8 protein-coding genes are annotated in these 13,620 nt (G+C 51.8%); 7 read left to right on the top strand and 1 reads right to left on the bottom strand.

Annotation, left to right across the window (positions count from 1 at the left end; genetic code table 11):
• The first annotated feature begins 16 nt into the window (after positions 1-16).
• Both ftsH and smc read left to right on the top strand, forming a co-directional pair.
• Entirely contained in the window at positions 17-1,918 is a 1,902-nt protein-coding gene (ftsH, locus tag HMPREF9453_RS04515) for an ATP-dependent zinc metalloprotease FtsH (protein ID WP_008859386.1), read from the top strand.
• Positions 1,919-2,216: 298 nt separating this feature from the next.
• Entirely contained in the window at positions 2,217-5,753 is a 3,537-nt protein-coding gene (smc, locus tag HMPREF9453_RS04510) for a chromosome segregation protein SMC (protein ID WP_008859385.1), read from the top strand.
• 78 nt (positions 5,754-5,831) lie between these two features.
• On the opposite strand, the gene HMPREF9453_RS04505 is transcribed toward smc, so the two are convergent.
• Positions 5,832-6,215 (bottom strand): hypothetical protein, encoded by a 384-nt coding sequence (locus HMPREF9453_RS04505; RefSeq protein ID WP_008859384.1) that lies wholly within the window; start codon positions 6,213-6,215, stop codon positions 5,832-5,834.
• Positions 6,216-6,624: 409 nt separating this feature from the next.
• Here HMPREF9453_RS04505 and HMPREF9453_RS04495 point away from each other — a divergent pair, with 409 nt between their 5' ends.
• From HMPREF9453_RS04495 to glyS, 5 genes are all read left to right on the top strand, one after another.
• Complete coding sequence (locus tag HMPREF9453_RS04495) at positions 6,625-8,409, top strand: WG repeat-containing protein (protein ID WP_008859383.1); 1,785 nt, start codon at positions 6,625-6,627, stop codon at positions 8,407-8,409.
• Between the two features lie 204 nt (positions 8,410-8,613).
• Positions 8,614-9,312 (top strand): TVP38/TMEM64 family protein, encoded by a 699-nt coding sequence (locus HMPREF9453_RS04490; protein ID WP_008859382.1) that lies wholly within the window; start codon positions 8,614-8,616, stop codon positions 9,310-9,312.
• On the top strand, positions 9,309-9,911 hold the full coding sequence (locus HMPREF9453_RS04485) for an HD domain-containing protein (protein ID WP_198004132.1): 603 nt from the start codon (positions 9,309-9,311) through the stop codon (positions 9,909-9,911). Before HMPREF9453_RS04490 ends, HMPREF9453_RS04485 begins: the two co-directional genes overlap by 4 nt.
• A gap of 496 nt (positions 9,912-10,407) precedes the next feature.
• Positions 10,408-11,289: a glycine--tRNA ligase subunit alpha gene (gene glyQ / locus HMPREF9453_RS04480; protein ID WP_008859380.1), complete on the top strand. Its 882-nt coding sequence runs from the start codon at positions 10,408-10,410 to the stop codon at positions 11,287-11,289.
• The gene (gene glyS, locus HMPREF9453_RS04475) at positions 11,286-13,337 is read left to right on the top strand and encodes a glycine--tRNA ligase subunit beta (protein WP_008859379.1); all 2,052 of its coding nucleotides are present in this window, start codon (positions 11,286-11,288) and stop codon (positions 13,335-13,337) included. The genes glyQ and glyS overlap by 4 nt, the downstream gene beginning before the upstream one ends.
• Positions 13,338-13,620: the final 283 nt, after the last annotated feature.

Here is a 13,620-nt window from a genome sequence, read left to right as displayed (position 1 = left end):
GAGAAGGAGGAATATATTGAATAAATTTATTAAGAATGTGGCACTCTACGTGCTTCTCATCATCATCGCAGTGTCCATATTCAATACATTTGTTCATCCCCAGGAAAAACATTCGGAAATCACCTACAGTGACTTTATTTCACAGGTGGAAAAGAAGAATGTATCCTCGGTGGTGATGACAAATAACGCAGTTACCGGGAAGATGAAAGACGGCACTGAATTTGCCACATACATTCCTGACAATGATACCCAGCTTCTCAATAAGCTGAGTGACGGCAATGTGGCCATTACTGCCAAACCGCCGGAACAGCCGGCATGGTGGATGAGCCTTCTGTCCAATCTGCTTCCCATTATCATCCTCATTGCCGTCTGGTTCTGGATGATGAACCAGACCCAGGGCGGCGGCGGACGGGTCATGAGCTTCGGCAAGTCAAGAGCTAAAATGACCGGTGAAGGCCAGGTGCACGTGAACTTTAACGATGTGGCCGGTGAAGATGAAGCCAAAGAAGAACTGTCGGAAGTGGTGGATTTTCTGAAGAATCCGGGACGGTACACTGCCATCGGCGCCAAGATCCCCAAGGGCGTCCTGCTGGTGGGACCTCCAGGTACCGGCAAGACCCTTCTGGCCAAGGCAGTGGCCGGGGAAGCCAAGGTACCCTTCTTCTCCATCTCAGGCTCCGACTTTGTGGAAATGTTCGTAGGTGTCGGTGCGTCCCGCGTGCGTGATCTCTTCGCCCAGGCAAAGAAGAATGCGCCCTGCATTGTATTTATCGATGAAATTGATGCCGTAGGCCGTCAGCGCGGAAGCGGACTGGGCGGCGGACATGATGAACGGGAACAGACATTGAACCAGCTCCTGGTAGAAATGGACGGTTTCGGTTCCAATGAAGGCATCATTACTCTGGCAGCTACCAACCGTCCTGATATCCTGGACCCTGCCCTCCTGCGCCCCGGTCGTTTTGACCGCCGCGTAGTAGTAGGCCGTCCGGACCTCAGAGGCCGTATCGCCATTCTCCGTGTCCATGCAAGAAACAAACCGCTGGAACCGGATGTGGACCTGCCTACCATTGCCAAGAAAGTACCGGGATTTACCGGCGCCGACCTGGCCAATATGCTGAATGAAGCAGCCCTTCTGGCAGCCAGGGATAACAGAAAAACCATTTCCATGGCAGATCTGGAAGAGGCATCTGAAAAAGTTTCCTACGGTCCTGAAAGAAAGAGCCACCGGGTGAGCGATGAAGAAAGAAAACTCACGGCTTACCATGAATCGGGCCATGCCATTATGGCCACCCTTCTGAAGGATGCGGATCCGGTGCATAAAGTCACCATTATCCCCCGTGGACAGGCCGGCGGCTACACCATGATGCTGCCCCATGAAGAACGGTCCTTCATTACCAAATCCCATCTTCTGGCCCAGATCCGCGTAGCTTTAGGCGGACGCTGCGCTGAAAAGATTATTTTCAACGAAATCTCCAGCGGCGCTTCCGGAGACCTGCAGCAGGTCACCTCCATCCTCCGCAAGATGATTATGGAATGGGGCATGAGCGACCGCCTGGGACCCATGATTTTCGGTGAACACCAGGAGCAGATTTTCCTGGGCAAGCAGCTGGGTTCTGAAAGAAACTACGGCGAAACAGTAGCCACCATTATCGATGAAGAAATGCACAAGTACCTGGATGAGGCCTACAATGACACCATGCAGGCACTGACAGACAATCTGCCAGTGCTCCATGCCATGGCCAAGGCCCTGATGGAAGTAGAAACCATCAACCATACCCAGGTAGAAAACCTCTTCAAGTATCACTCCATCTACGCGCCCGGCGAGGAACCGAAGAAGGATGACACAGACAGCAGCGACTCCCCGCTTCCGCCTGCACCTTCTGACGACAGCCCCCTGCCTCCGGTGTTTGGAGAATAAGTGATGAAAACTGCGAAAGGACTTCCTTTCGCAGTTTTTTGATGGGATGTTCGCAAATAGTTTCCCTTCGAGATTCACACCATTGATTCAAGTCGAATAGAAAACTCTTGCAAACAGTTTCCTGTCGGGATGGATACCATTTGTTTCATACCGAAGGGGAAACCTATTGAGAATAGTTTCCTGTTGGGGTGGATACCATTGCTTCAAGCTGAACAGGAAACCTTTCACAAGCAGACTTCCCCCATTTCCTGTATAATAAGGAGCGATACAGCTTTGAAAAGGAACACAAGGAGATACTATGAAATTACTGCGTTTGACACTGCAGGGCTTCAAGTCTTTTGCAGATAAAACTACCATAGAATTTGCTGACGGCATGACGGTGATCGTGGGACCCAACGGCTGCGGAAAGAGTAATATATCCGATGCAGTGCGCTGGGTGCTGGGAGAGCAGAATGTGAGGAACCTTCGGGGACAGAAGGCAGAGGACATTATTTTTTCCGGCTCTGAAACCAGGCAGGCAAAGAATGGAGCGGAAGTACAGCTGGTGCTGGATAACTCGTCTCATGAACTGCCGCTGGATACCACGGAAGTGGCCATTACCAGAAGGCTTCTCCGCAGCGGGGACAGTGATTTCAAAATCAACAAAAGAAGCTGCCGGCTGAAGGATATACAGGAGCTTCTGGCCAATACAGGTCTGGGGCGGGGATCCCTGGCCATTATCGGGCAGAACCGGGTGGACCAGGTGTTGACGGCCCGGCCTGATGAGAGGCGTCTGATTTTTGAGGACGTGGCGGGCATCAGCTTGTACCGCATGCGGAAGAACGAAGGCCTCCGGAAGCTGGAAAAGACAGCAGAAAATATGGACAGGGTGCAGGACATGGTGGCTCTTCTGGATGAGCAGCTCATTCCTCTGAAGGAAGGGGCGGAAAAGGCCAGGGTCTATAAGGAGCTTATGAAGAAGAAAAGCGCTGTCACTGCCTCTATGGCGGTGCTGAAGCTGACATCTATCGGCCGCATGCTGTCCCGTTATGAAACGGAGTACCGGAATCTGGAAGAGGAAGATGTAAAATGGGATACCACCCTGTCCTCTCTGGCAGCGGAAAGGGAAAAGCTGGAAAAGCAGGCCCTTGATTTTCAGGAAGGCCTTCGCAGCCTGGGACAGCAAACCGCCGAAGCCCAGCAAAAAATGGAAGAGCTTCGCGGCGATTTCCGGGTGAAGGAAGAAAGTTTCCATCATGCCGAGGAAAAGAAAGGGGAACTGGCAGCAGCTGAAGAGGACCAGAAGGAAGCGGAAGCAGAACTGGCAGAGGAAATTCGAAGCGGCGAAGAGGAGTATCAGGGCTATGTGGATGACTGCCGCCAGTGGAACGAAAAGAAAGAGAAGGAAGAAGAGAAAAAGAAAGCTCTGGAAGAAGCCCTGGCCCGTTCAGAGGCTTCCTATGCGGAAAAGCTGAAAGTGAACCGGCAGCAGATGTCTGAAAAGATGCGGATGGAGCAGGAGCTGTCCCATGTGGAAGAGACCCTGCAGAGGCTGGAAGCAGAACGGGAAGAAGCTCTCTCTTCACTAGAGGAGAAGAAAAACCGACTGGCAGCGCTGGAAAAGGAGCTTTCTCACGCACTGAAGGAAGAAAAAGAAGGGGCAGCGCGCCTTTCAGAATTGGAAGAAGCAGGAAAGAAGGACAGTCTTCTTTTGAAAGAGGAGGAAAACCGGCGCTTTGCTCTGATGAATGAAAAGGGAAAGCAGGAGTCTGCCCTTTCCGCCATCCGATCCAGGAAGAATTATCTGGATCGGGCGGAAAAGGAATATGCCGATTTTTCCATGGCAGTCAAAAATATCATGGCCAGACGGGATCTCTTTGGCACATCCATTCATGGCCCTCTGGGGGACCTGGTGCAGGTGCCGGAAGCCTATACGACAGCGGCGGAAGTGGCCTTGGGCAGCCGGATTTCCTGTATTGTTACGGATACCACTGAAGCGGCAGGCCGGATTATCCGCTGGCTGAAGGAACGGCATCTCGGAAGAGCCACCTTCTTTCCTCTGGAGTCCATGCATCCTTCTGCCTACGGCGGAGAGGAACAGAAGGCTGCCGGGGAAAAGGGCATCTGCGGCATTGCATCGGACTTGATAACCTGCCATGACCGGTACCGGGATCTCCTCACGTCCCTTCTGGGACGGACCCTGATTGCGGAAACCTTGGATGATGCCAGAAGGGTGGCAAAGAAATATCGCTACCGGTTCCGCATTGTCACCCTGGACGGCCAGCTAATCAATGCTGGCGGCTCCATGACCGGCGGCTCCATGAGGAAGAAGGAAAATACCTTTTTTGGCAGGAAACAGGAAATCCGCCGCCTCTCCCGAGAGGAAGAAGAGGGGCGAAAGGTGCTGGAAACATGCAGCCAAAAGCTGGAGGAGCAGGGCCATATCTGCGATACCCTGGCGGGAAAGGTCATGAAGGAAAGGGAAGAATGGCAGACCTTGAAAGTCAGCCTGGCCTCCCTCACTGCCCGGAGGGAAGGGATGGAAAAGACCCTGGAAGACCAAGAGAAGGCGACAGAAGAGGAAATGGCGCTGAAGAAAAAACGGGACCTGGAACTGAGAGAAAGAGAAGAGCGGAGAACCCATATTTCCGAAAATCTGGAAAAGCTGGCGCAAATTCCGGAAATGGAAGAAGATGAGGAAAGCGAAAAGCTGAAAAAGAAACTGGAAGAAAAGAATGGAGAAATCCTTTCCATCCATGTGTCCCTTACCAAGGCCCGGGAATCCCTGGCCTTCGGAAAGCGCATGAAAGAGGACCGGGAAAAAGCGCTGGCAGAGCAGCAGGCGGACCGGGCCAAATTGGAAGAAGAAAAGAAAGAAAATGAAAAACTTCTGCAGGTGCTGAAGGAGGACATGGAAAGGCTGAAGGAGGAATTCCGGAAAGCCGAGTCCCTGTGGCAGGACCGGCAGCAGAATCAGTCCCGCATGCAGGATGATTCGGACCGGTTCGCCATGGAACAGAAGAAACTGGAGGAATCCTGGCGAAAGACCCAGGAACAGTCGTCTAAAGTGAAACGGGATATGGCGGAACGACAGGGACGAATTGACAATTTCAAAGCCCAGGAAGAAGAGGAGCTGCGCCGGCTTTCGGAAAACCATATGACCCGACAGGAGGCGGAAGCTCTCCGGCTTCCCGGCTCTATGGCAGATATGAGGAAGGAAGAGGAAAGCCTTTCCCAGAAGCTCTCCGCTCTGGGCCAGGTGAATCCCAATGGCGAGGAGGACTACCAGAAGCAGCTGGACAAGCGGACATTCTATGAAGAACAGATAGAGGATCTGACGAAGGCCAGAAACGGTCTGGAAACGGTGATTCGCGACATTGATCAAACTATGACTGACCAGTTCAGCAGGGCTTTCAAGGAAATTAACCAGGAATTCGGCCGCATTATGCAGCTCATGTTCCAGGGCGGCCGGGCCCGGCTGGAGCTTACCGACGAAGCCCATCCGCTGGAGGGCGGCGTGGAAATGTACCTCCAGCTTCCCGGCAAGAAACGGCAGCCCCTGTCCCTCATGTCCGGCGGCGAAAGGGCTCTGACAGTGATTGCTCTCCTCATTTCCTTCATGGCCTTCCGCCCAGCGCCTTTCTGCTTCGTAGATGAAATCGATGCAGCCCTGGACGATGCCAATGTGGAACGGTACAGCCGCATGATTGCGGACTATAAAAAGAAAACCCAGTTCATCGTCATTTCCCATAGAAAAAAGACCATGGAATTTGCAGACACCCTGCAGGGCGTCACCATGGCCGAAAAAGGGGTATCTTCCCTGATTACGGTGAAAATGAAGGATTATGTGGAGTAGTGGGCATTGCGCTTATGGCCCATCCATGTCAAAATGGCGTCTGTCTTTGTGACAGGCGCCATTTGACATGGGTTTTATTTACAATGTGGATGCCAGGAAGGCCATGAGAAGGAGGAGAAGAAGCATTTTCCGGTTATTCTTTCCCCTGAGGTCACGGTCTGCTATGTGGACGCCCCAGTTCCATCGGGTATACAGGGCCATGGCGAGCCACAGGAGCAGGGATGCCACGGTGAGGCGGAAGGTGCTTTCCTGGGGAATGCCCGGAACTATGCCGAAATCCACCAATACCATCATCAGCAGGGTGACGCAGACAAGGCCGCTGGTGAAATAGAGAAGCCATCTGGGCGCTTCCCGATATAAAAATTTTTCCTCTTCCGTAGAGGCTCTGCCGAGAAAATAGGACTTAATAAACCAGAGAATGATGAGGACGGCCACGCCGTCAAAAAGATAATTGTGTTCCATGGTATGCACTCCTTTTGCTTTTCTTTATTATGGACTATGGAATGGAATGGGGCAAGGGGGGACTGTCCGGCGAGGGAGAATGGTATTCCTATGGACAGGAAACTGCTTGCGAAAAGTTTCCTATCCGGCGTGGGGAAGATGATGTTCATAGCGATGGGAAACTGCTTGCGAAAAGTTTCCTGCATGGTGTGGGGAAGATGATGTTCATAGCGATGGGAAACTGCTTGCGACAGGTTTTCTGCGCGGCGCAGGGAGGATGGTATTCATAGCAACAGGAAACTATTTGCGACAAGTTTTTTGTGCGGCGTGGGAAAGATGATATTCATAGCGACAGGAAACTTTTCTTCCATGTGCTACAATAGAGATGGGTATTGACTATTCGTTACTATTTCATGGTGAGGTGATTTCCATGGTACATAAAAAAATAATGGCTGCCCTGGCGGCAGGGTTTTTATGTTTTTCTTTTTCCTCCTATGCCAATGAAGGGCCTGACGCACCGAAGGAAGAGGCCCTGCCTTTTGCGGCAGCGGTGAAGTCGAATGGAAAGTGGGGAGCTGTTGATGGCAGTGGACAACAGGTGATTCCTCTTTCCTATGATAAGGTGGGCATCAGTCTGTCGGATCCTGATGTGAAGGATGATGATGTGGACAGCGAGCCGGGCCGGGAGAATCTGGTGGAAGTAGAGGAGAAGGGCCTTCGCGGTTTTTATAACCGGCAGGGACATGTGGTTGTTCCTGTTTCCTATGAAACCCGTTCCGTGTGGAAGGACGGCGCCCTGGCAGTGCAGGGGAAGGATAAACGTATTTCTTTCTACCGGAAGGACGGCACGAAGATTTCCGATAAAACCTTCGAGCAGGTTTCTGATTTCCAAAATGATATGGCCATTGTGAAGGTGGACGGGAAGTACGGCTATCTTTCCATAGATGGAAAGGAAATCACTCCGGTGTACCAGGAGGCCCGTTATTTTGAGGATGGCCTGGCGCCGGTGAGGAGCAAAGGCCGCTGGGGCGTCATTGACAGAGAAGGAAAAGAAGTGGTGGCGCCTCATTACAAAGATTCCGGTCCTTCATACAGCGATGGCCTTCTGGCGGTGGAAGATAACCAGAATCACTGGGGCTTCATCGATGGAAAGGGACAGGAAGTGGTGCCCACGGTGTACAAGGCGGTGGTGCCTGTATTCAGTGAGCATATGACGGCCGTGGAGGACGCAGGAAAGCTCTGGGGCTTTATGAACAATGAAGGCCAGATTACGGCAAAACCCCAGTTCAAGGCAGTGCTGACGCCTTTCTCGGAAGGGCTGGCCGGCGTGAAAACTACCGATGGCAATGGGTATGCCAGACCGGATGGCACCATAGCTTTCATGGCGGAATTTGACAAGCTCTATCCTTTTGAAGGAGGGCTGGCCGAAGTCCGCACCGGTGAGGTAGGGGAAACGGCCGTCATGCGCCGCTTCCCGGTAACCATCGGCATCGGCTGGGGCTGGGGACACTGGTATCACCACCATCATCATTACCACCATCCCTTTGGCTGGGGCATCGGTTTCCCTGTGTGGGATCCCTGGTATTATGATTATGAAACGGTGTCTACCATCCGGGTGCAGCGGGGCTACATCAACAGCAGCGGAAGGGTCATTGCCAGTCCTTCCAATGACAGGGTCTTCAAACGGGGTGAACAGGGCATCCTGATTCGCAATAACGGCCGGTACGGCTGGGTAAACAAAGAAGGCACCTTCATTGCCCACACCGTGTACCCCGGTCTGATTCCGGAAGAAGAGGACCATGTGCTTCTGGCTCAGAATGACAGTAAGAAATGGGGCATCCTTTCCATGTATAATGGCAGCACCCTTGTCCCCTTTTCCTATGATTCCTTCTCTGCTCTTGGAAACGGGATCTACGGCTATAAGCTGAAAGACCGGTGGGGTCTGATTTCCAAAGATGGCACTGTCATCACAGAGCCGGTGTTCCGGGCCCTTTCCAGGGAAGGGGACGGTCTCATTCCGGTGAAGACGAAGGAGGGCTGGAAATTTGCAGGCCCTGACGGTAAAGATCGCATTACTTTCCAGGAAGAAGCTTCCGATGTGACACCGTTCCATGATGGAAGGGCCGGCGTGAAAATCAGAGGCAAGTGGGGCCTCATTGATACAACGGGACGGTTTGTAGTCAAACCTTCCTATGATGATCTGGATATTCTGTAAACTTGACTCTATTACCGGCAGGCATTGCTTCAGAGGCCTGCCGGTTTTTATAGTGGAATGAAAAAGCCTTTTCTTCTGGCTCAGGGTGAAAAAGAACAGCAGGGGGTCCATTTTTTTATGAGACACCGCCCAGCCGGTGCATACACACTGTTCGACATCTCTCTTTCCCCGTATGATATAATAATCCCCATCAGGAGGTATTCTATGAAAGACCATAAGCAGCTGCTGGTGAAAATAGCCCTGGCTTTAGCGGTGATTTTCCTTTTTGGCGGCTTTTATCTGGCAAGTCCAGCCACTTTTTATGAAATCTGGCATCTTCTGCAGCGGGGAGAAATTTTTGAGATTGCAGCCTATATCCATTCCTTCGGCCGGTGGGCGGTGGCGTTTGCTTTCCTGCTGACTGCCGTCATGAACGCGGTGGGATTTCCGCCGGCCATGATTTTTTCTACGGCCTGCACTTTGATTTTCGGCATTGTGCCAGGCATCCTTCTGGCCTGGGCAGCGGAGACTGTGGGTGCCGGCATCAGTTTTCTCTTTTTCCGTACTTTCCTTCGGGATACAGCGGAAAAACTGATTTCAGGAAACAGGAAACTGCAGGAATGGGATGAGAAAAGCAGGAGCGAGGGCTTCCGGATCATGATGATAGCCCGGGTGATTCCCTATTTCCCGGCAGCAGCGCTGAATGCTTTTGGCGCCCTTTCGAAAATGAGCTTTCGGGACTATATACTGGCTTCCTTTATCGGCAAATTTCCTGCCACTGCCCTGGAGGCGCTCATTGGCCATGATACGGTGACCATCCACCAGAATCCCCTGCGCCTGGGCGTGGTTATCGGGATTTCCATCCTTTTATATGCCATCTTTTTCATATGGGACAGGAGAAATAGGAAAGTGAGTGAAGAATGATGATGGACAAAAACGAAGAAGAAAAGCTGGACCGCCTTTTTGATTTCTTCCGTGAAATTGACAAGGAAAAACTGATTACCCGCCAGACCTACGTGACCGGCGCCCGGCGCATGGAGGACGATGCGGAACATGCCTGGCATATGGCCATTATGGCCATTATGCTTTCAGAATACAGCAATGAGAAAATCGATGTGCTCAAAACGGTGTCCATGCTGCTGGTTCATGACCTGGTGGAAATTTATGCCGGTGACACCTATGCCTATGCAGGAGTCAGCAAACAGGAACAGCACGATAGAGAAGCCCAAAGCGCCGATAGACTTTTCGGCATGATTCCGGAAGAAGGAAAGAAACTTCGGGCCCTGTGGGATGAATTTGAAAGGGCCGACACACCGGAAGCCCGTTTCGCCCACACCATGGACAATATCCAGCCCATGATGCTGAATGACTATACCGGCGGGAAGGCATGGAAAGAGCATGGCGTCCATCTGTCCCAGATTTTAAAAAGAAACGAGCATACTGCCGAAGGCTCTCAAATCCTCTGGGAATACGCCAGAGAAAAAATCATCTCGCCTCATGTGGGGAAGGAGATTAAAGAGTAGATGGGGCGGCTTACCGCTGGACTGTATTTCCGGAAGAGACCATAGAGAACAGACAGTCAGACATTATCCTTTGCTTTACTCAGGATGATGGCAGGAAGGTCAGCACATAACGCTGACCTTATCATTATTGCCAGAAGGGCAGTCCACAATCTTTGGCGCCACAGGTGCTGTCAAGCCTTGGAACCTTCCGTCCCAGGGCTTACCCATCTTAAGAACCTTTCGTTTATCCCCTTTACAATCCTTCTCATATTTGCTAGAATGTTTCCATAACTACGGTGATGATGAAAAGGAGTACGCATAAGCAGCGAGCCGGTGAGGGTGAGAGACCGGCAGGATGCGGAAGGCGTTTCGGAGCTGCTGCCTGAACGGAGTAGGGCTGCTATGAATGAAGGCGGGCCATTGGCCAATGAGGGTGGAACCGCGGGTCAGGTATCCCTGTAACTCGTCCCTGTAACTTACTTGTTACAGGGATTTTTATATTGTTTTAGGAGGACATATGACATTTCAGCAGATTGTTTTAGCACTCCAGAAGTTCTGGTCGAAAGAGGGCTGCGTACTTGGCGAAGCTTACGACACGGAAAAGGGTGCAGGCACCATGAATCCTGCCACTTTCCTTCGGGTTATCGGACCGGAACCCTGGAATGTGGCCTATGTAGAACCATCCCGCCGTCCTGATGACGGCCGTTACGGTGAAAACCCGAACCGTCTCTACCAGCACCATCAGTTCCAGGTTATTATGAAGCCGTCTCCCAACAATATTCAGGAAACCTATCTGGAATCTTTGAAGGAACTGGGCATTGACCCTGAAGAACATGATATCCGTTTCGTAGAGGATAACTGGGAGTCTCCGACACTGGGGGCCTGGGGTATCGGCTGGGAAGTATGGCTGGATGGCATGGAAATCACCCAGTTCACCTATTTCCAGCAGGTAGGCGGCATTGATGAACATCCGGTGGCTGTGGAAATCACCTACGGCCTGGAACGTATTGCCATGTACATTCAGGAAAAGGACAATGTGTATGATCTGGAATGGACTGACGGCGTGACCTACGGCGATATCTGGCACGAAAATGAATATGAACAGTCTGTATACAGCTATGAGCTGTCGGATCACGACATGCTTTTCAAGCTCTTTGACATGTATGAAGCAGAAGCCAAGAGGGTAGTGAAAGCAGGCATGGTGCTTCCTGCCTATGATTATGTACTGAAATGCTCCCATTCTTTCAATCTTCTGGACGCTGCCGGTGCCATTTCCCTGTCTGAAAGGACGGAATATATTGCCCGGGTCAGAAATCTGGCCAGAATGTGCGCCAAGGGCTGGCTGAAGAAGAGAAAGGAACTGGGATTCCCCATGCTGAAAGGAAGTGAAGGAAAATGAGTAAGAATCTTCTTTTGGAAATCGGAACAGAGGAAATGCCTGCCAACATTATGGCTGGCGTAGTGGAACAGCTGAAGGAACTGTCCCGTGCAAAGTTTGAAGAAAATCGCATTTCCTTCCATGAAATCAAAGTTTATGCCACCCCCAGACGGCTGGCAGTGCTGGTGAAGGATGCTGCCGACCGCCAGCCGGATGAAGAAGTCAAGAAGCGGGGCCCTTCCATTAAAGCGGCTTTTGATGCTGATGGAAACCCCACCCGCGCAGCCCAGGGATTTGCCCGGGGCCAGCACATTGACCCGTCCCAGCTGGTGAAGGAAGGGGATTATACCTGGGCCCATGTGGTGAACCAGGGCAAGGCAGTGGAAGATGTATTGCCGGATCTTTTCCTCTCCCTCATTACAGGTCTTAATTTCACCAGAAGCATGCGCTGGGCCGATGAAGAAGCCCATTTCATCCGTCCTGTACGGTGGATTGTGGCACTGGCCGATGACAAGGTAATTCCTGTGGAATTTGCCCATGTGAAGAGCGGCCGCGTAAGCCGGGGCCATCGTTTCCTCTGCAAAGAACCGGTGACCATTGACAAACCGGAAGATTATAAGGAAACCATGAGAAAGGCCTTCGTTATTGTGGATCATGATGAAAGACGGAACATGATTCAGAAGGGCCTTCTGGAAACAGCAGAAAAACTGGGCGGCCATGTATGGCACAATGCGGATCTTCTGGAAGAAATCAACTACCTGGTGGAATACCCCACGCCTCTTTACGGCAGAATCGATGATGAATTCCTGAAGCTGCCGGTACCGGCTGTGGTTACCCCCATGCGTGACCATCAGAGGTACTATCCGGTACGAAAGGAAGACGGAAGCCTTATGCCCTATTTCCTGACTGTGAGAAACGGCGGCACCAAGGCTCTGGAAAACGTGCAGCATGGCAATGAAAAGGTGCTGCGGGCCCGTCTGGATGATGCGAAATTCTTCTTTGAAAATGACCGGAAGAAGACACTGGAAGGTCATCGGGATGATCTCACCCGCATTAACTACCAGGAAGGCCTGGGAGATATGCGGGATAAGGCAGACCGTCTGCAGAAGCTTACTGCTTTCATTGGAAAAGACTGGAATTTCACCGATGAGGAAATGAAGGATGCTGACAGAGCTGCCTTCCTGTCCAAGTCGGATCTGGCTACCGGCATGGTTACTGAATTCACGGAACTCCAGGGTGAAATGGGAAAGGAATATGCTCTGCTGGATGGGGAAAAGCCGGAAGTGGCCCAGGCCATTTTCGAACAGTACATGCCCCGTTTTTCCGGAGATATTCTGCCAAAGGAATCTATCGGCCGTGCCCTTTCTCTGGCTGACAAGCTGGACAACCTTTCTGCTACCTTCCTGAGAGGTCTGATTCCTACCGGTTCCCAGGATCCCTTCGCACTCCGCCGTCAGACCATCGGCGCTGTGAATATCCTGACCGATGGAAAGATTCACTGGGATATTCGCCGGGGCATTGCCAAAGCCCTGGCACTGCTTCCCGGTGAACAGGAACTGAAGGACAAGGTCCTTTCCCAGGTGGAAGATTTCTTCCGTCAGCGTATCCGCGCTATTCTTCTGGACAATGGCATTGCCTACGATATCATCGATGCCGTACTGGCAGGTCCGGTGGATGACATTTATGCCATCTTCCTGAGGGCCCAGGCTATGACGGAAAGCCATCTGAAAGAGGAAGCCGATCTCCGTCAGGCTGTAACCCGTCTGGCCAACATTACCAAAGGTAAAACCGGCGGCAAGGTGGATCCGGCCCTCTTTGAGGAAGATGCGGAAAAGAATCTGGAAGCTGCTCTTGCCAAAGCCATGGCAGCCGTGGAACCGCTGTACAGGGAATACCGCTACGCTGATGCCCTTCCCTATCTGAAAGAACTGACGGCGCCCATCAATGATTACCTGGACAACGTCATGGTTATGGTGAAGGATGAAGCGGTGAAGAACAACCGTATTTCCCAGCTTCTTAAGACTCTCTCCTTCTTCGATGCCTGGGGTGACTTCAGCAAACTGGTGTAATGATTCATGAATGAAAAAATCCTCCAAAGGAAACTTTGGGGGATTTTTAATTTGACATAAGAATGGGAAAGGGGAGTTTCCCAAAGTTAAAGATACCACATCAATCCCACGCGGACTTTTGCTCAACCGATACAGCCGGAGGGCTGGATAACAAGAAAAGGCGGTATGCGCCCCGTGGAGGGGTAGCGTACCGCCTTTTCTTGTGGGGGTTTCCAAAGGGGGCAACGCCCCCATTTGGCACACGACTTTGCGAAGCAAAGTGTAGTGTGTTATACGCTCTGCC

Source organism: Dialister succinatiphilus YIT 11850 (assembly GCF_000242435.1).
GTDB classification, from domain to species: Bacteria; Bacillota; Negativicutes; order Veillonellales; family Dialisteraceae; genus Dialister; species Dialister succinatiphilus.
Note: the sequence above shows the minus strand (reverse complement) of the source record. Positions and strands in the feature narration are given on the sequence as shown.

Excerpts from the sequence above, each read along its gene's own strand:
- smc (WP_008859385.1), top strand. The coding sequence starts at position 2,217 with ATGAAATTACTGCGTTTGACACTGCAGGGCTTCAAGTCTTTTGCAGAT.
- HMPREF9453_RS04505 (WP_008859384.1), bottom strand. The coding sequence starts at position 6,215 with ATGGAACACAATTATCTTTTTGACGGCGTGGCCGTCCTCATCATTCTC.
- HMPREF9453_RS04495 (WP_008859383.1), top strand. The coding sequence starts at position 6,625 with ATGGTACATAAAAAAATAATGGCTGCCCTGGCGGCAGGGTTTTTATGT.
- HMPREF9453_RS04490 (WP_008859382.1), top strand. The coding sequence starts at position 8,614 with ATGAAAGACCATAAGCAGCTGCTGGTGAAAATAGCCCTGGCTTTAGCG.
- HMPREF9453_RS04485 (WP_198004132.1), top strand. The coding sequence starts at position 9,309 with ATGATGATGGACAAAAACGAAGAAGAAAAGCTGGACCGCCTTTTTGAT.
- glyQ (WP_008859380.1), top strand. The coding sequence starts at position 10,408 with ATGACATTTCAGCAGATTGTTTTAGCACTCCAGAAGTTCTGGTCGAAA.
- glyS (WP_008859379.1), top strand. The coding sequence starts at position 11,286 with ATGAGTAAGAATCTTCTTTTGGAAATCGGAACAGAGGAAATGCCTGCC.